This window comes from Alkalimonas collagenimarina, assembly GCF_030717845.1.
GTDB lineage: Bacteria > Pseudomonadota > Gammaproteobacteria > Enterobacterales > Alteromonadaceae > Alkalimonas > Alkalimonas collagenimarina.
Genome location: NZ_JAUZVZ010000009.1, coordinates 41697 through 60293, shown reverse-complemented (window position 1 = coordinate 60293; position 18597 = coordinate 41697). Strand labels below are relative to the sequence as shown.

Sequence of the window (18597 nt, the reverse complement as noted above, 5' to 3'; positions counted from 1 at the left end):
AATTTTTTATTCAAAAAAATCATCATAATATGACCTTGCAAAGATATTCTTCAACCACATCAATCCACAACTGCTGTTGAATTATCCAGCAAAAAGATTTCCCATCGGAATAATTTATGCTAATGTCTTATTCAAGATAGAATATTTAATTACGCACTATCCCATTACTTAGGGTGTTAATGACAAGATGATTACCGATGGCTTTTTGTTTCTAACCGTACTGCTCTGTTTTGCAGCAGCTCTTGCCTTAGTCGAAAAACACAGTGGCTGGCGTATTTTTACCATTCTGCCTGGTATTGTGCTGTTGTACTTTAGTGTGATGCTAGCTTCCAGCTTTGGTCTCTGGTCGCAAACGGACAGTATCAGCCAGACCTATTTGGTGGTGCGAAATAACCTGCTACCTGCCATGATCTTCCTTATGTTATTGAAAAGTGATTTACGAGCGATTGCCCACCTTGGTCCCCGCATGTTGGGGGCCTTTTTTACTGCCGTAATCACTATCATGCTGGGCTTTATTATCACCTTTGCCGTATTTAATCGTTGGCTTGAGAGCGATGCATGGCAGACGTTTGCCGCTCTCTCGGGTAGCTGGATGGGCGGTACTGGCAACATGGCCGCTATTCAGTCTGCCCTAAATGTGCCTGATAGCCGCATGGGCTACACCCTGTTGATGGATTCTATCGACTATGCCCTCTGGGTGATGATCCTGCTGGCTTTAGTGCCTTACGCAGCCAAATTTAATGGCTGGACCAAGGCTGATAGCAGCCAGCTGGAAAAAGCGGGGCAGCGCCTTGCCAGCCAGGCGACTGAAAAGCCAGTGACTCAAATCGACTTATTGGTTTTACTAAGCGCCAGTCTGCTGGTTTCAGCAGGTAGTCAGGCAGTAGCAGCCTGGCTGCCCACGACGGCATTTTTAACCACCATGACCTGGACCATTTTACTGGTTACCCTGCTCGGTGTTCTGGCTGCGATGAGCCGTTTAGGAAAAATGGCAGGCTCTGTCGAATTATCACAAATAATGTTATTGATCATCATCGCTTTAATTGCCTCCAGGGCTGATTTTGCCGATTTAGCCAAAGCGCCGCTCTATGTCACTGCTGGTTTGATGATCTTGTGTATTCATGGCGTACTGATGGCACTGGTCGCAAAGGTATTTAAACTGGATCTCTTCACCTGTGGTGTTGCCTCGCTTGCCAATATAGGTGGAGTGGCTTCAGCCCCTATTCTGGCAGCAGCCTACTCCAAAGCATTGATCCCTGTGGGTGTGCTCATGGCTATGCTTGGCTACGTGGTTGGAACCGCTGGTGGCTTGCTGGTTGGAAAGATATTATCCTGGTTGGCCTGAAGTCAGAGCCAACCTATAGTAATAATGATGAAATAAGCGATTGGTTGCTTGCTTTTGAGGTTACACATGAAAATAACTGATATCCGTTTGGGTATGGTGAAAGTTCCACTGAAAACGCCCTTTAAAACGGCGCTTCGAACCGTGAATGAGATTGAAGACGTCATTGTGATGATTGAGACGGACACCGGCCATATTGGCTATGGTGAAGCACCCGCCACGGCGGTGATCACTGGCGATATTCACGGCTCCATCATTGAAGCCATCCGTACCGTGATCAAGCCCAAACTGATCGGTCTGGATATCTCTGATCTGAACCATGTCACTCGTACCATTCAAAACTGTATTATGAAAAACTACAGCGCTAAAGCTGCTGTTGAAATCGCTGTATATGATTTATTTGCTCAATTATACAAAGCCCCACTTTACAAAATGTTGGGTGGTGGCGTACCGAAACTCACCACCGATCTGACCATCAGTGTCGATTACATCGATAAAATGGTCGCCGACTCGCTCGATGCAGTGGATCGTGGCTTTGAAACCTTGAAAGTGAAAGTTGGCAAAGACATTGGTGTTGATATTGAGCGGGTGAAAGCGATTTATGCCGCTGTAGAAGGCCGCGCCTTGATCCGATTGGATGCAAACCAGGGCTGGACAGCAAAAGAAGCAGTCTATGCGCTTCATAAGCTGGAAGATGCTGGCGTCAGGCTAGAGCTGGTAGAGCAGCCGGTCAAAGCCTTGGATATTGATGGCTTAAAGTACGTGACGGATCGGGTGCATACACCAGTGATGGCCGATGAAACTACCTTTAGCCCACGCGAAGTCATCGACTTAATCAAAATGCGTGCTGCCGACATTATCAATATCAAACTGATGAAAACCGGTGGTATCTCCAATGCCATTAAAATCGCAGATATCTGCTCATTTTACGACATGCAGTGCATGATTGGCTGCATGCTGGAAACCAGTGTCAGTGTCTCTGCTGCGGTACACCTGGCCGTCGCAAAATCCGATGTGATCACCAAAGTCGATTTAGATGGCCCATCGCTGTGTGCCTTCGACCCGGTGGTTGGCAGTGTGAATTTCGATGGTGCAGATATCAGCATCAACGATGCACCAGGCTTAGGCATTCAGAGCATTAAAGGTTTAGTGATGTTGCCCTGACGGCGTTCTCCCTGTCGTCATTCCAATCGGTGGGCAAAGTGCTCACCGATTTTTTTATGCCTGATTTTTCACTCGTTGATACGATTGCTCAGCGACCGATTGCCTTGCAATATTGGGCAATAAAATCAGCCTGAGCTGGCATCACCGCCACGGTATCCTGCACTTGCTTTTGCAAAGAAGACAATTGCATTTGCAGTTTATCGTCTGGTAACTGATCAGCCAGTGGATGATAGCTTTCCGGTATTATGCCCTGACCATTTAAAACAGATAACCAGCTGATATCACTAAACAGTTCATTATTTTCACGAAATATCCTGCCACTTCGTTGATACAGTTTAATTTTATCTTCGAGACTATCCGGTACTTTCATGCTCCGACAATACCGCCAGAAATCAGAATCATCGCGCTCATTTACTTTGTAGTGCAAAATAATAAAGTCCCGGATCCGCTCCATTTCAAATGCACTGTAGCGATTAAAGGTATCAATGGTTTCTTCTGCAAAACTTTTATCAGGAAACAGGCTTAGTAAACGAGAGATAGCAGATTGAATCAATTGTATCCCGGTTGATTCAAGTGGCTCCAGAAAACCTGCCGACAGCCCGATAGCAATACAATTTTTCTTCCATGGTTCACGCCTTCGGCCCGTCTGCCAGCGCAGATAGTTAGGTTCGGCTTCAGGCTTAGCAAGCATTGTGTTATGCAACACCTGCAATGCCTTGTCGTCATCCACATAATGGCTACTGTACACATGGCCATTACCCACCCGATTCTGCAACGGGATCCGCCATTGCCAGCCAGCTGATTGCGCAATGGATTGTGTATAGGGTTTTGCCGGCTCGGTTAAAGCACAGGGCTGAGCTATAGCGCGATCACAAGGCAACCAGTGGCTCCAGTCTTCAAAGCCTGAGTGCAGCGCCTTTTCAATAATCAGGCCTTTGAATCCTGAGCAGTCAATGAATAGATCCGCTTCAATTTTCTGGCCATTTTGCAGGATGAGCGCCTGAACGAAACCAGTAACAGGATGAAGTACGGCATGTTGCATACGTCCTTCGCTTCGTTTCACCCCTCGCTGCTCAGCAAACTTACGTAAATAAGCTGCATAGGCAACCGCATCAAAATGGAACGCATAATTGACCTGTTTTGCCGGAGCGCCTGATCGTTCTACGGCAGGTATAAACTTACCTGCACGTGCTGCCATGGCTTCAAGGCAATAGCTTTCCAGTGGGTGCTGGCGGCCATCTTTTAACCAATAATGATGAAAAGGCACCCCTGCCATATTTGCACCATAAGGGCCAAATGGATGCAAATATGCTGTGCCTGGTTTGTGCCAGTCTATAAATTCAATACCCAGCTTAAATGTCCCCTGGGTATGGCGCATGAAGTCCATCTCGTCCAATCCGAGCAGATGATTAAACGCCCGGATTTGGGGGATGGTCGCCTCGCCCACAGAAACAGTGCCGATACTCTCGGATTCAACCAGTTCAATCTGGATAGATCGATCGCCAAGTACTTTCGAAAGCGCAGCTGCAGTCATCCAACCTGCGGTTCCACCCCCAAGAATACAGATACGTTGAATTGCGTTACTATTTGTTGTTGCCACAATCAGGCTCCTGTTTGATAGGCCAGGATACATTATGAACATCTGTCGGCTAAGCCGACAATTACTTCCTCACACCATAAAATAAGCGGCCCTGAGGCCGCTTATTTATTGAGGTATTACCATACCACTAGGCTCACGTCTGACATAGTCCTCAGAACGTATACTTCGCCAGCAAGGTAAACGCCCGCCCGCGTGGGTCAGCAACCCGTGGGTCAAACGCAGCACCAGGTGAGAAGTCGTTCTGGTGAGCGGTAAATGGCGGATCCCTGTCAAACAGGTTCTTGATACCGAAGGTTAAATCCAATTGATCCAGACCTTTGTACGTCACACTGTAGTTGTAAGTGGTGTAGCTTGTCACCACAGGGTTCCAGTTATCAGGACGCGTATTACCTGAAGCAATACCAGGTGGTAATTCGTCTAAATAACTATCACGGAACATCTGGATTAAATTATGAGTCCAGTCACCACGGCTCCAGTTAAATGACACGGTGTGCTTCCAGCGCAGTGGAATGTTACCACGGCTGTGAGTCCCTACCAGATTGTCACCAAACTCTGCATTTGGCAGGATCCGCTTCCGATCCTCAATCAGGTAGCTACCATTGAAAGACAAGCCCCAACGACCATCGTACAGCTCGCCATTAAACATGGCATTGACTTCCACACCTGACGTTTTGCGTTCACCGGCATTCACCCAGCGTCTGTCTACACTAATCAGGTTACCACTGCCGTCACGGATAAAGTTGTCTTCAAACAACTCAAAGTTATCAATCAGCTCATCAAAGCTGAGGGTTTGAATAGTCCCCTCTTTATTGATTTCCCAGTAATCCATTGTGAAAGTAGCACTATCAACCGGTGACCATACCAAACCAATATTTGCCTGATCGGATTCCTCTGGTCCCAGATTCTCTTTACCGCCAAACACCATGCTTGGCTGCAACGGCTCAGCACAGCTCGGATTATCAGGGTTAACCTGACCACCCGGACAAATGGCTGGGTCAGCAAAATCAAGTCCCGTATAGGGCAAGACGGTTACACCATTATACAATTGGTTGAACGACGGCACCCGAAACCCTGTACTGTATGCGGCACGCAACATCAAATCGTCTGTTATGTCGTATTTCAATGATACCTTTGGATTGGTCGTGCCACCAAAACCATCATAACGGTCATGACGAACCGCCAGGTTCAATTCAAGGTCATAAGTCAGTGGGATCAGAGCTTCCACAAATACGGCTTTAATGTTTCGGCTGACATCGTCAAGTGCATTGGCATCATCGAACGGAGCACCATAAATGGTTGGCCGATCATTGGCTGCACGTCTGTCGCCCTGGAATTCATAGCCTTCACGTCTGAAATCAAAGCCACCAGCGACCATGACTTCACCGCCTGCTAATTCCCAGCCCGTGCTACCACTAATCAAACCATCGACTTGCAGCATAGTGGTTTTACCGCCAAAAAGAATAGTACCCTCAGCAGAAGCACGCTCCAGAGCCGCCATACCAGCACTGCTCTGAGACTGACCAGCTAACAAAAATGGATTGATATCACCACTACCAAGCCCTTCAGCCAGCAAGCCGGTAAAGTGATAGCCCGTGCCCAGTTCTGACTCGGCTTCACTGGACGCATAAGAGATCCCTAGTTTGTAATCCCACTCATCATCAAACAACATCCCTTGTAAACCAGCTAAAAACCGGTAGGCCTTGGTGGTCGTTTCAATTTCACGGGGGCCACAATCTACACAGCGCCAACGATAAGCAATAGGAGCGCCACGGTTTATCTGGTCTTCCCCATAATGATCGGCCAACGCATTGGCGATAAAATCATAAGACTCTCCAGTACTGGGGTAAAAACCCTCAGCACCAATTGCCCACGGTGTGATTTGGTTTGGTTCAAACACTTTATTACTGGTGACATGAGAGCCAACCACTTCAATAAAGGCTTCATCACCACTGTCCAGCATGAAAGACCCTCTGGACACCAGGTTCAAATTTTCAACTGGTTGCTGCAATACAGATGCTCGCGGGTAATCCCAGGCACAGCTGAAAATTTCATTGGAACGATTCCACAGCGCGCCGGTATCCACACCCATACCATCACCACCGGCAGCACAGCCAGCTTGGCCTGGCAGCGCCAGAATATTCAGGACGGTCTGAGACAAACCAGTTTCCGGATCGACAAGGCCGCCACCAATAATATTATAATGGGAGCTAGCAGGGTTATCTGGATCAGAAAAACGGTTATTTATTGAAGCAAACGGCGTACCACGGGTATCCGGTGATAAACCACGCTCTGGCTGGAAAGTGTTGGTGAAATCACGATCGGTACCACGTAAAATTTCAGCTTTGCTGTACGACAGACTAGCCATCAGGTTATAGCCATCGTTGTATAAATCGCCGGTCCCGCCTAACACATTGAACCGGTAAATATTACCACCACCATCCTGGGTATGGTCTATGAAGGTAGATGCCTGCACACCGTCATAGTTTTTCTTAAGAATAAAGTTAATAACACCGCCAATCGCATCGGTACCATAGACGGCAGAAGCACCATCCCGCAGTACTTCGACTCGTTCAATGGCTTCAAAAGGAATGGAATTCAAATCAACGGCACGGCCTTGAATACCGTGAGTTGCCACCCGGCGTCCATTTAACAGTACGAGTGTTGAGTCACGCCCCTGCCCTCGTAAGTTGGCACTGGATGCTCCATTATTACCACGCTCTTCCCCACCAACAATACCGGCATTACTGGCCAGGTTGTCATTGGAGTTAGCACCTATATTCAGGTTAAGCATCAGCTGATCAACATTGGTGATACCAGCTGAATCAATATCTGATTTAGAGATAACAGTCAGAGGCAGGGCGCCTTCCATATTGTGGCGTTTAATACTGGAGCCAGTTACCTCAATACGTTCAACCTTTTCAGTGGCCTCATCGGTAGTTTGGGCAGCATCTTCTGCTACCGCTTGTGATCCCAGCCCGGCCATGGCTAAGCACACTATTAGTCGTTTTAATTTCACTTGCATCTCTCCTAACTGGTCACCTGGATTTTTTCTTATATAAGGTGTTCGTTTTCCGAACAGTTTTAACATAGCAAAGATCGAGTCAATTTGAAATAAATTATGCTGAATATTTTATTATTCTAGAATATTTCATTCTTAAATGATTTTAAATATATGTTTTTAAAAGCTAATTTTAATTATTCCTATGAAGATTCTGGCTTAACCTAACCAAAAGTCAAGGTGTTCCACCCTTTGTTGCGGCCTGTTGAACGGCTTTTCATGCAAAAGCTGACAAGATCCCGTAGAATACGCAGCGTTTTATCTGCCAAGCAGCTTATTTAGAGGAATAGTTATGGAGCTGGTGTTGTCGTCGTTGTTGTTTGCCTTGACTGTGCTAAGTCTTACTTTGGGTTTAAGCTGCTTTTTCTACGCCTGCTTTCTGCCAAAGTCACTGAACGCTGAACAAAAGATGGAAGCTCGTATTGAGTTCGGAATTTTCACCGCCGGAAATCTGGCTGTATTAGCCATTATGCTTTTCGCTATGTGTTATCACTAAAAGCGTCTGAAAGAGCAGCATCTGATACATCCCCAAGCTAACTTAAGATGCTGCTTACGTCGCTTGGTCATGATCTGGCGTTGAAGAAACGGCTGTATGCAATTCCAGTCGCGCTTTATCGACCAGCTCAGCATCGATCTCACTTTTCACCGCTACCCCAAGCTCTTTAAATTCAGCAGCCTGTTTAATCAAATTACCGCGGCCGCTGTACAGCTGTCCAAAGGCTTTCTCATAACTGTCTTTGGCTTTATCCAGCTGCTTACCCACGCCCTGCATGCTATCTAAAAATAACTTCAGTTTGCTGTAGAATTTCTCCGCCCGGTTGGCCAGTTCAGCAGTGTGCTTGCTTTGGTCTTCAAAGCGCCACAATTGCCGGACAATGTTCAGGCTGGTTAACAGTGTGGTCGGTGTTGCGACTAACACATTTCGTTCCAATGCCCGCTGATACAAACTGTTGTCAAATTTCAATGCTTCCACATAGGCAGATTCAATAGGCACAAACATAAATACCACTTCAGGTGAATGCAGACCCTCGAGCTGGTAATAACTTTTGTCAGCTAATTCGTTGATCCGATCATTCACCGCCTGGCAATGTTCAGCTAAAGCTTGCTGCCTTTCCAGTTCATCTTCTGCATTCACAAAGCGGGTGTAAGCGGCCAGCGAAGTTTTGGCATCGATCACCATATGCTTCTGTTGTGGCAAATAAATAATGGCATCTGGCCGGCGGCGGCCATCCGCCGTGGTGAAGCTGACCTCGCGTTTGTAATCGATATCGGCTCGCAGGCCGGAATTATCCAGCACGTTCTCCAGCATCAGCTCTCCCCAATTGCCCTGCACTTTTTTTTGCCCTTGCAGTGCTTTAGTGAGCTGTTCAGCCTGATCAGTAATGCGAATATTCAGCTGCTGTAGGTTCAGCAATTCAGTTTTCAACGAGCTACGCTGTTGCAACTCTTCACTGTGAATACGCTCCATTTTATCACGGAAGCCTTTCATATCGCTCTGCAGTGGTGAAAGTAATTGCTGGATGTTTTGCTGGCTAAGATCGCTAAAAACCTTGCCCTTTCGTTCGAGGATTTCTTGTGCCAGCAACTCAAACTCTTTTTTTAGCTGCTCTCGGCTGTCTTTCAATAAGGCCAGCTGCTCTACAAAACTTTGCTCCTTCGCTTCCAGAGTGCTGTACAGCCGATCGTACTGCTCTTTGATAGCCAGGTAGTCTGCCTGTTGCTGTTGTTGCTCAGTTTTTTGTTGCAACACAGATTGCTTCAGCTCGCTAAGTTGCGCATCCCGCTCCCGCAGCTCAGTCTGGCGCACCTGCAACAGCTCCCGGCTTCGCCCCGCCAATTCCGTTTGCGCTTTTAGCTCCTGCTGGCAAAGCTGCAGCTGCTCCGCCACCTGCTCCAACTGCTCGGATGCATGCTGTAATTGATAGTGCCCGCGCTGCCGTTTCGGCAGCAGGATGAGATACACGATACACAATGTCAGCAGGCTTGCTGCTATGGCAGCACCCAGTGCCCATAACGTCAATTCGTTCATTCGACGGCATAACCCCTGATGTTATATACAGCTATGCTGACGTATTTTTTACCTGGCAACAAGAGGCCAGAGTAATTAATTGCGAAAGAAACTCATCTTATCGGGCGAGGTAATTTGTATTAGACTGTCCGTTCTATTCATCTATATGCTTAGGTTTACCACTATGCCCACTATCGTGATCATTCTCGCCGTACTATTTCTTGCACTCTTTCTGCTGGTAACAGTATTGGAAAAGTTTGGCAAACGTCACTCCAATGAAGAACTGAATAAAATCACCCGCTTTATTTTTCCGCTGGTGGCTATTGTGTTGGTGGTCCAGTTGCTGGTGATGATCTTTCGCTGATTAAAGCATGTTCATCGGTTTTCGCTTGCAGTCCGTCCATTGTTCAGTTTCAATCAGGGCTTACTATATTGAACGAAAGGTCGGTTTTATGCTGATGCGTCTATTTGCTTGTACCATGCTGTTGTGCTGTTCGGTTTCTTTTGCAGAGACCAGAGGCATGCAACCAGAGGATTATTATCAATTTGTGTTTGTTGCTGACCCGCAGTTGGCACCAGATGGCCGCAGTGTCGCTTTTGTGCATAGCACCATCGATGATGATAAACGCACGCGCCACAGCAACCTCTGGCTGGTAGCAACCGATGGCAAAAGCCAACCGCGCCAGCTGAGTTTTAGTAACGGCGATCGCAGCCCGCGCTGGTCGCCCGATGGCCGCCAGCTGGCCTTTATTTCTGGCCGGGGAGAAGGTCAGCAACTGTATCTACTGCCGATGGCTGGTGGTGAAGCACGTGCCTTAACAGAATTAAAGCAAGCTGGCATTCGTGATTTCAGCTGGTCACCCGATGGCAAGCAATTGCTGCTGACCTTATCCGTCGACCCAGACGTTACCGATCCAACCAAAGAAAAGACCAAAAGCGACGAGGCCGAAGCCGATGTAGTGGTGATCCGCCATGCCTTGTATAAAAGTGATGGTAGCGGTTATCTGAATGAACGCCGTTCCGGCCTCTGGTTACTGGACATCGACACGAAGCAGCTAACCCAACTGACCGGCGATGCCCGCTGGCATGATCATTCAGCGCAATTTTCTCCTGATGGCAAGCAGATCGTTTTTGCCTCGGATCGCAGCAGCAATGCGCTGGAAGGCAGCATGCAACAGGATTTGTATCTGTATCAACTCAGTGATGGTTCAACCACCCGGCTCGATACCCTTTCAGGCCAAGCCAGCTCGCCGCAGTGGTCGCCGGATGGCCGCCAGCTACTGTATCAGTATCAGGCTGATTACTTTGAGCCACAGCAACTTATAGTTCATCAGCTACGAGATGGCAGTAATAAACCGGTCGCTCGGGATTGGGATCGCAATGCCAGCAGTATGCACTGGTTAACCAACGAGCGAATTTTGCTCGGAGCCGATCATCTGGGTGCGCGCCCCTTGTTTGAGCTGGATGTACGCCGTGATAACAGCCGTATCCGCTTAAGCGAACAAGGTAGTGCTTCCAATGTCACCGTAGCTGACAATGGCAAGCGCCTGAGCTACCTGTGGCAAGACGAGCAAAACTTGCCAGAAATCTGGTATCAGGATGGCAATAAAGCGCCACAGCAGCTAACTCAGTTCAATCAAGGGTTGTTGGCCGGGCTGACGCTACAACCGTTGCAGTCGTTTTGGTTTGAGCACGAGCAAGGACGAAGTCAGGGCTTTTTGCTTAAACCGGTTGGCTGGCAAGCAGGCCAATCGTACCCGCTGGTGTTGAATATTAAAGGCGGCCCGGGCGGCATGTGGGGTCACCAGTGGTTTCACGAGTTCCAAATGATGGCCGCTGCGGGCTATGCCGTGGTTTTTACCAACTATCGCGGCAGCACGGGCTATGGCTTTGCCCATCAAAACTCGGTGCATGCCGATTATGGTGGTGTTGATTACCGCGATAACATAGCGGTGCTGGATCATGTGTTGCAACAGCACAATTGGCTGGATACATCACGCCTGTATATTACCGGCGGTAGCCACGGTGGCTTTTTGACCAACTGGATCACCAGCCAGACCGATCGGTTCAAAGCGGCGGTCACGCAGCGCAGCGTCAGTAACTGGATATCGGAAGCTGGCACTCAGCAATACCCACCCAACTCGATGCGCCGCGAGTTTGCTGGTACGATTTGGCAGAATTTCGATTTGTACTGGAACCGTTCGCCCTTAAAATATGCCAATCAAGTGAGCACTCCAACCTTGATCATTCATAGCACCGATGATCACATCACGCCGATTGGTCAGGGAGAAGAGTGGTTTTATGCCCTAAAAGCCAATGAAGTACCTACCGAAATGGTGGTGTTTAAAGGCGAAAGCCACAGTCTGTCGCGTAGTGGAACCCCGGTGAATCTGGTTGAACGCCTGAAGCGCATCTTAGAGTGGTTTGAACGCCACAGTGATTAAGCAACAAAGCTGGGGCTAGTACCTTTGATACTTCGAGTATCTTTTGTACTTGAGTAGATGTCGTACTAAAAATTATGCCCCAGCGACAAATACCAGGAGTCAATCTGGCTGCGAGCATCACTCTCGGCGCGGCCATAACCAAAAAACAGTGGGCCTAACGGGCTGTCCCAGCCAAGAAACAAGCTACCAGCCCACAGCCAGGTATCGGTTTGCTGGGTCTGGTTCAAGTTCAGCAGGTCATCCTGCACCCGCCCCCGCTCGATGGAACCACCAACAAACCAAGGCATGTTTAAAAACGACATCTGCGGCTGCGATAGCTGATATTGATACACCAAACTACCAAAGCTAACCGTGCTACCGTACAGATATTGATGCGGATAGCCGGATAAATTCAGAAAGCCCCCTAAGCTAAACTGCTCAAGGATAAGTTCAGGGTCATTGTTGCGGTAACGCTGCCAGCGCCAGCGGGTATGCAACCGATGTGCCTGCCAACTTTTCGCCGCCAGTAGATCCAGGCTTAAGGTACGACTATTGCCGCGCTCACCACCTGAACGATCTTGCAACCATTGCACTTCGCTGCTGAGCCGAATGCCTCGACCTGGAAAATTAATATTATCCAGCGTATCCCATCGCCCTTGCAAGAGAGGACCCTGCCGCTGATAAGTAATACGCAAGCCGGCCTGTTCTTCCGCTAATGAACCCGGTGCCCGGTAACGACCGGCTCTTCGCGTCCAGCCGCTGGCCAGCGTGAAATGATCGCTGGGATGCCAGCCAGCAAGGGCAGTAGCATTGAACTCGCTGTGATTTAAATTGCCCAGCGAACGCCGGCTGCTATCCTCCAGAGCCTGACGCTCACTGAACACCGATAGCGTGCCACTGACAAAAGTAGCCGGGCTCAACAACGGCCAATACAGTTCACTGCTAAACAGTTTGTCGCTGCCAATAGCAAGCTCCGAGTACCACTCCGCCCCCAGCGGCGATAAGTTGGTATACAGATAACTAGCCGCTAACTGATAATGGTGCATGTTTTGAAAGTCTTCTTCAAATCGCAGACGAAAATTCAGATAGCCCGGCCCCCAGCTTTTCTCTTGCACCTGCACCTGCAATTCAGTGCTATCGTCTTCTAAAACAGTGAGTTGTTGCGAAACCCGCTCGAAAACATCCAAGCCATAGAGTCGTCGAACGCCCTGCTCAACCAACTGGCTATCGTATGGATCGCCAGCCTGAATGCCTAAACGTGTCAACAATAAGTGGTCGTCCAGCGCCGATTGATTCTGCAGCACAATCCTGTCGATACGTTGCTCAGGTGCCGCCGGCAAACGGTGCGCCAATAACCATAGATGGTAATCGGAAGCTGGTACAGCCAGCGATTGCAGTGCTGTCGCTGAGGTGGCAGTCTGATAACCGATGTCGGCACCATGCATGAGTTGTTCAAAATCCAGGGTGCCAATACCACCCAGCTCTGGCTGCAGCAAGATATCCTGCTCATTTAGCAGCGCCAGCTGCACTGCCAGTCCTCGTCGCACCAGAAAGTTGGTCAATTGCTCCGACACGCTAAAAGCATCCGTTAGATCTTCTTTTTGCAGCAATGGCGCATCAATACTAACCGCAATAACTCGCTCCGCCCCCAATGCTTTAGCCACATCTACCGGCAGGTTATTAGCAACGCCGCCATCCACCAGAATGCGCTGATCCACCTCCATCGGGCTGACGACCCCCGGAATAGACATCGAAGCCTGTACCGCTTGCAATAAACTACCTTCGGCCAGTACCACGGCCTCGCCGCTGACCAAATCGGCCGCCACAGCCCGAAACGGGATGGCTAGTTCATCAAAGTCCAGCTGATTGGCCTGAACGCCATATGCACGCTGCAGCAACTCGGCCATAGCCTGACCATGCAATACGCCTTTGGGTAAATGCACTCCATCCAGTCGGATGCCTAACTCCAACTGTATGGGATAGGCATCTTGTTGCTGCTTGCGTCGTGCTGGCTTTTCATGCCGCTGCACCCGGTCTTGAAACCCCTGACTCCAGGGCAACTCTGTCAAAATATGCTCAATCTGCTCCGGGCTGTTGCCGCTGGCATACAAACCACCGACAAAAGCACCGATACTGGTGCCAATGACTATATCCACCGGGATCTGTTGCTCTTCGAGATAACGGATCACCCCAAGATGAGCTCCGCCCCGGGCACCGCCCCCGCCAAGCACCAACGCCACACAAGGCCGATCCACGACTTTGCTACAAGGGCTGCTGACCTCAGCCTGCTCTGCGTGCAAGCTGGTAGCCCAAAAGTATAGCAGGCCCCAGATGAGTACCCACTTTTGATCACTCGTTGTTAGTCTCATCGCAAATCCTGGCTTCTGGTCGATTGTATTTGAGTCCGGCTCAACACCTTGCTAAGGTTAGTACAGATACAAAAACCTATGTTTTGTGTCATCAAGTCATCTGAGGCTGTTTGCTATGACATTATCTATCATTTTCACCACACTATGTTTACTTTGCAGTGTAGCCGCGTGGAATGCAACTGCTGAGGTTTGGCAATTCACGATCATGGATCAGCATGGTGAACCACTTGATGATGCTGTGGTCGAGTTGGTGAGTCTGGACACCACTCAATCACATACCGGTTCAACCCAACAAGCAACCATCAAACAACAAAGTCTGAATTTCGTACCTTTTGTGTCCGCTGTGCAGGTGGGTACTTTGATTGACTTCCCTAATTTTGATCGCACCCGACATCATGTGTACTCGTTTTCTGCTGCTAAGGTGTTCGAAATCCAGTTGTATCATGACCGGCCAGAAGAACCCATTGAGTTTGATACCGCGGGCATAGTCGCCTTAGGCTGCAATATCCATGATTACATGGAAGCTTATGTATATGTTAGTGAGAGCCCTCTGGTTGCTGTCACTGATGAGCAGGGGCAGGCGCATTTTACACATTTACCTGCAGGTGACTATCAGCTGACCATCTGGCATCCATTTCAGCAACACAGCTTGCCGCCAAAACAATTTCGCCTGACAGAGCACAATAAGGCTAGCAGTTTCCGAGTTGATGTTACACACCGGCCGAAACAACCCACGCCTCAACGAGGGTTTGGCAGCTGAAGGCCGGCATGATGTTTTCTTCATTGCGCAGTCGACTGCTGCTTGTCGTCACGCTGTTGCTCAGCCTGATGGCATTGGCTACCGCCATGGCCAGCTTGCAAGCCATGAAAGAAGATAGTCAGCAACAAGCCCGGCAAGTTCTCAGTGTTGCCACCAACGTGTTTGAACAACTGCTGAGTGATCGCTCCAGTCAGTTAAGCCAATCGGTGCAGGTACTGGCTGCGGACTTTGGCTTTCGCCGCGCTGTGGCGACGTCTGAATCCGCGACTATTCAGTCAGTACTGGAAAACCATGGCAGTCGTATTGAGGCTCAACTGGTGATCTTGTTAAGCCCACAAGGTGAATTTATAACCAGTACCCGACCCGAGCTGGATAAAAGTCGCTTAACTGGTATTTTATCTGAATCTCAATGGCAATCGGCTCGTTCGCACAGCACCATTCAGCTGATTGGCGATCAGGCTTATCAATTGGTGTTGGTGCCGGTTCGTGCGCCATCCGTGATCGCTTGGGTCGGCATGGGTTTTATGCTGGATACCGAGCTTGCTATGCAACTGAAACGTATTACCGGGCTGGATATTAGTTTCACGATGGTGCAGCAACACCTGGCTAAGCCTGCGGATATCGAGTGGCTTAGCTCCACACTCTCGCCACAAAGCAAACCACAAATACAGCTCGCTGCTGAGCAGTATGCTCCCGCTCAAACCGAACCGGTCAGTAGTGATGATGCAAGTTATCTGTCCATGACTCGCCCGCTAGGTGCCAATGATCTGCAAGATGGCAGCGCACAGTTATGGGCCTTGTTGCATCTGCCGAATAGCCGCTGGCAGCAAAGTTACCAGCACATGCGCGAACAACTACTGCTTATTTTTGGTGTGGCTTTACTATTGGCTTTATTCGTTGCTTTTTGGATGGCACGCAGTATTACAAGGCCCTTGCAACGATTGACTCGTTTTGCCACAGAATTAGGCAAAGGCCAAAACCCCGAGAGTCTGCCGCAAGCCTATGGGGAGGTCGGTGTGCTCAGCAACACCTTGAGTCAAATGCAACAAAGCTTATCTGAGCGCGAGCAGAGCCTGATTTACAATGCCGAACATGATGAGCTTACGGATTTATACAACCGCCGGGCGGCGGAACGTCAGGTCGCCGAATTTGCTCAGCAGCACTCAGGCCTGTTGATTTTGCTGAATATTCGCCAGTTTCGTCATATCAACGATGCCTTTGGTTTCGACACCGGTGATGCTTTATTGCAACAACTTGCCAACCGCTTGCAGCAGCTGAAGCCGAAACCAGAACTGACAGCACGATTAGGCAGTGATGAATTCTTGCTGGTATGGCCGGAGCAACCTAACTGCATGATCACCGCCTTAGCCAGCCTGACCGCACCTTACGCACTCCAACAGACCAGTATCACCTTAAGACTGAGTATTGGTTATTACGCCTTTCAGGCTTTTCAACAACATCCACTTCCGGTGAATACCTTATTTCGTCGGGTCGATATTGCCAGCGCTCATGCCAAGCAAGCAGTTGATGGCATTGCCAGCTATCAGTCGGGTCAGGATGAGAGTCACTTTCGCGAAATGACTATCATCCAGCAATTGCCAGCAGCGTTGCAACACAATCAACTTAGTATTTGTTATCAGCCTAAAGTGTCGTTAGAAACACAAAGTTGTCACGCTGCGGAAGCCCTGATCCGCTGGCATCACCCGGAGCTTGGTTTTATTCCACCGGATGAATTTATTGCTCTGGCAGAGCACTCCGGTCATATCCACCTGATCACCAACTGGATGCTGGATCGTGTCATTGCCCAAGCGGCCGAGTGGGCTTCACATCGACCGCTTCGACTGGCCATCAATTTATCGCCCTTTGATCTGACAGACACCAGCTTGCCCAGACGCATCGAGCAGTTATTGCTTCACTATCAGGTCCCAGCCAATGCCATCGGTTTAGAGGTGACTGAAGGGGCTGTGATGCAAGACCCGACTCGCGTTATTGCGATTTTGCAACAGCTGAGTGATTTAGGCATTGAGCTGGCCATCGATGACTTTGGTACCGGGCATTCTTCGCTCGCTTACCTAAAGCAATTGCCTGTGCATGAAGTGAAAATTGACCGGGCTTTTATCCGGGATATCGAACACAATGCCAAAGATGCATTGATTGTCAAAGCAGCCACTGAGTTAGCCCATGGTCTGCAATTTAAAGTCACTGCAGAGGGGCTTGAAAACCAGGCAGGGCTTCGCTGTTTACAACAATTTGGTTGTGATACCGTTCAGGGCTACTATTTTTCTAAACCATTGTCAGCAGACTTGTTTATCGAGTGGCTGGGGGCATTTCCGCAGCAGCATGAAAAATTTCAAGTGATGGAGTCTTAATCATGAAGTTTCTACTTTTACTTCTGCTGTTTAGCAGTAGTGCCGTATTGGCCAACAGCCGTGTTATCGGCACTGGTGGCGTCACCAGCATAGAAGGCAGTGCTGGTGGTGGTATTGTGCCCTGGGCCGTGATCAATGGCTACCATAGTACCGACGAATGGTCGGCCAATAGCTTTATCAGCCGGGTCAGTGTCGATGACTTCACCCTGAACTCCGCTGGTGTAGGTGTTGGCCTCAACAATCGTTGGGAGCTTTCTTATGCCCGTCAGCAATTCAAGTTAGACACCATCGGTGGCCAACTTCGGCAAGACATTGTGGGTGTGAAATACCGCCTGACTGGCGAGCTACTGTATACTGCCATGCCACAGATCAGTATTGGTGCCCAGTACAAACGTCACCTTGATTTTGATTTACCTGCAGCCGTCGGCGCACGCTCACGCGATGGCGTCGATCTGTATCTGGCAGCCAGTAAAGTCTGGTTGGATGCCATAGCCGGCCGCAACCTGTTACTCAATGCCACCGTAAGAGCGACAAAGGCCAATCAAACCGGTTTACTCGGTTTTGGTAGCGATGACAGCAATGGCTACAAGTTGATGTTCGAAAGCTCCGCCGCTTTACTGCTGACTCATCACCTGGCGGTTGGCGTGGAGTTTAAACAAAAACCCAACCAACTGGCTTTTGCCGATGAACAGCATTGGCGAGATATTTTTGTTGCTTGGTTTATCAATCGAAACTTGTCGGTGACCGCCGCCTATACCGATCTAGGCAGCATCGCTGGGTTGAGTTCGCAACAAGGTTGGTACCTCTCATTAGAAGGAAGTTGGTGATGAAACTTTGGAAACTTATGGTGTTGCTGTTCTGTGGCTCTGGCTTACTGGCTTGCAGCAGTCAACCTACCCCTTCGCTGTATCAACAGCTGGGAGGCGAATCAGGTATTGCTGCGATTACTGACGGCTTACTGCATCAGATTGAGCACGACCCGCTGATTGTCAATCACTTCCGCGATACTGATATTCCACGCTTTCGTGATTTACTGGCCGAGCAACTCTGTGAGTTATCTGGTGGGCCCTGTGTATATTCAGGCGCGACCATGGAAGAAAGCCATACTGGGTTGAACCTGACCACTCGTGACTTTGACCGGCTGGTCAATCATTTAATCACGGTGATGCAACAACGTGATATACCCTACTCGGCACAAAACCGGCTGTTGGCTCTGCTGGCACCAATGTATTCAGAGGTTGTCGAGCGCTAGTGGTTGATGACTTGCTAAAAGCTAGTTCGTTTTCACCAGTTTAGTCGTCAGTTTACGACTCAAAGGGGCAAACACCAGCACCAATGGAAAGGCGCAAGCGTGCGCCACCACATAAGCCTGCAACCATGCTGACAGAAAACCACTAAACCAACCCAGATTGAGTAGTGTTAAGATACCGGACATCAAAAAGGCCATAAAGCCGGACATAATAAAGGCGAATACTAAGGGTTGCAGTTTTGCTGGAAACATTAT

Annotated in this window: 13 protein-coding genes; 8 read left to right on the top strand and 5 right to left on the bottom strand. The window is 49.1% G+C overall.

The genetic code is table 11. The features are described 5' to 3' along the window. Positions 1 to 187: 187 nt before the first annotated feature. Positions 188 to 1345 (top strand): DUF819 family protein, encoded by a 1158-nt coding sequence (locus Q3O60_RS07965; protein WP_305893385.1) that lies wholly within the window; start codon positions 188 to 190, stop codon positions 1343 to 1345. A 66-nt stretch (positions 1346 to 1411) separates the two neighbouring features. Continuing rightward, positions 1412 to 2506, top strand: a complete 1095-nt coding sequence (locus Q3O60_RS07960; RefSeq protein WP_305893384.1) for a dipeptide epimerase — start codon at positions 1412 to 1414, stop codon at positions 2504 to 2506. 88 nt (positions 2507 to 2594) lie between these two features. On the opposite strand, the gene Q3O60_RS07955 is transcribed toward Q3O60_RS07960, so the two are convergent. The 3 genes from Q3O60_RS07955 to Q3O60_RS07945 form a co-directional block, all read right to left on the bottom strand. After that, positions 2595 to 4106, bottom strand: a complete 1512-nt coding sequence (locus Q3O60_RS07955) for a tryptophan halogenase family protein (protein WP_305893383.1) — start codon at positions 4104 to 4106, stop codon at positions 2595 to 2597. A 151-nt stretch (positions 4107 to 4257) separates the two neighbouring features. After that, positions 4258 to 7128 carry a TonB-dependent receptor domain-containing protein gene (locus Q3O60_RS07950; RefSeq protein ID WP_369812649.1) on the bottom strand — a complete coding sequence of 957 codons (2871 nt, stop codon included), beginning with the start codon at positions 7126 to 7128 and terminating at the stop codon, positions 4258 to 4260. A 586-nt stretch (positions 7129 to 7714) separates the two neighbouring features. After that, the gene (locus Q3O60_RS07945) at positions 7715 to 9193 is read right to left on the bottom strand and encodes a DNA recombination protein RmuC (RefSeq protein WP_305893381.1); all 1479 of its coding nucleotides are present in this window, start codon (positions 9191 to 9193) and stop codon (positions 7715 to 7717) included. A 163-nt stretch (positions 9194 to 9356) separates the two neighbouring features. Between Q3O60_RS07945 and Q3O60_RS07940 the strand changes: the two genes are divergently transcribed. Beyond that, the gene (locus Q3O60_RS07940) at positions 9357 to 9536 is read left to right on the top strand and encodes a hypothetical protein (RefSeq protein ID WP_305893380.1); all 180 of its coding nucleotides are present in this window, start codon (positions 9357 to 9359) and stop codon (positions 9534 to 9536) included. Positions 9537 to 9624: 88 nt separating this feature from the next. Further along, a complete protein-coding gene (locus tag Q3O60_RS07935) occupies positions 9625 to 11616 on the top strand; it encodes a S9 family peptidase (protein ID WP_305893379.1) in 1992 nt (663 codons plus the stop codon). Positions 11617 to 11681: 65 nt separating this feature from the next. Here Q3O60_RS07935 and Q3O60_RS07930 read toward each other — a convergent pair whose 3' ends face one another. Then, on the bottom strand, positions 11682 to 13964 hold the full coding sequence (locus Q3O60_RS07930) for a patatin-like phospholipase family protein (RefSeq protein WP_305893378.1): 2283 nt from the start codon (positions 13962 to 13964) through the stop codon (positions 11682 to 11684). Between the two features lie 115 nt (positions 13965 to 14079). On the opposite strand from Q3O60_RS07930, the gene Q3O60_RS07925 reads away from it, so the two are divergent. From Q3O60_RS07925 to Q3O60_RS07910, 4 genes are read left to right on the top strand one after another with little or no spacing between them, the layout of a single operon-like run. Further along, a complete protein-coding gene (locus Q3O60_RS07925; protein ID WP_305893377.1) occupies positions 14080 to 14724 on the top strand; it encodes a methylamine utilization protein in 645 nt (214 codons plus the stop codon). Positions 14725 to 14732: 8 nt separating this feature from the next. After that, positions 14733 to 17093, top strand: coding sequence for a putative bifunctional diguanylate cyclase/phosphodiesterase (locus Q3O60_RS07920; RefSeq protein ID WP_305893376.1), 2361 nt, complete (start codon positions 14733 to 14735; stop codon positions 17091 to 17093). 2 nt (positions 17094 to 17095) lie between these two features. Then, the gene (locus tag Q3O60_RS07915; RefSeq protein WP_305893375.1) at positions 17096 to 17920 is read left to right on the top strand and encodes a DUF3034 family protein; all 825 of its coding nucleotides are present in this window, start codon (positions 17096 to 17098) and stop codon (positions 17918 to 17920) included. Then, complete coding sequence (locus Q3O60_RS07910; protein ID WP_305893374.1) at positions 17920 to 18345, top strand: group I truncated hemoglobin; 426 nt, start codon at positions 17920 to 17922, stop codon at positions 18343 to 18345. The genes Q3O60_RS07915 and Q3O60_RS07910 overlap by 1 nt, the downstream gene beginning before the upstream one ends. A 21-nt stretch (positions 18346 to 18366) precedes the next feature. Here the strand turns inward: Q3O60_RS07910 and Q3O60_RS07905 are convergent, their stop codons facing one another. After that, on the bottom strand, positions 18367 to 18594 hold the full coding sequence (locus tag Q3O60_RS07905; protein WP_305893373.1) for a DUF2798 domain-containing protein: 228 nt from the start codon (positions 18592 to 18594) through the stop codon (positions 18367 to 18369). Between the last annotated feature and the right edge of the window lie 3 nt (positions 18595 to 18597).

Coding starts and splice junctions, on each gene's coding strand:
- Q3O60_RS07965 (WP_305893385.1), top strand. CDS start 188: ATGATTACCGATGGCTTTTTGTTTCTAACCGTACTGCTCTGTTTTGCA.
- Q3O60_RS07960 (WP_305893384.1), top strand. CDS start 1,412: ATGAAAATAACTGATATCCGTTTGGGTATGGTGAAAGTTCCACTGAAA.
- Q3O60_RS07950 (WP_369812649.1), bottom strand. CDS start 7,128: ATGCAAGTGAAATTAAAACGACTAATAGTGTGCTTAGCCATGGCCGGG.
- Q3O60_RS07945 (WP_305893381.1), bottom strand. CDS start 9,193: ATGAACGAATTGACGTTATGGGCACTGGGTGCTGCCATAGCAGCAAGC.
- Q3O60_RS07940 (WP_305893380.1), top strand. CDS start 9,357: ATGCCCACTATCGTGATCATTCTCGCCGTACTATTTCTTGCACTCTTT.
- Q3O60_RS07935 (WP_305893379.1), top strand. CDS start 9,625: ATGCTGATGCGTCTATTTGCTTGTACCATGCTGTTGTGCTGTTCGGTT.
- Q3O60_RS07930 (WP_305893378.1), bottom strand. CDS start 13,964: ATGAGACTAACAACGAGTGATCAAAAGTGGGTACTCATCTGGGGCCTG.
- Q3O60_RS07925 (WP_305893377.1), top strand. CDS start 14,080: ATGACATTATCTATCATTTTCACCACACTATGTTTACTTTGCAGTGTA.
- Q3O60_RS07920 (WP_305893376.1), top strand. CDS start 14,733: ATGATGTTTTCTTCATTGCGCAGTCGACTGCTGCTTGTCGTCACGCTG.
- Q3O60_RS07915 (WP_305893375.1), top strand. CDS start 17,096: ATGAAGTTTCTACTTTTACTTCTGCTGTTTAGCAGTAGTGCCGTATTG.
- Q3O60_RS07910 (WP_305893374.1), top strand. CDS start 17,920: ATGAAACTTTGGAAACTTATGGTGTTGCTGTTCTGTGGCTCTGGCTTA.
- Q3O60_RS07905 (WP_305893373.1), bottom strand. CDS start 18,594: ATGTTTCCAGCAAAACTGCAACCCTTAGTATTCGCCTTTATTATGTCC.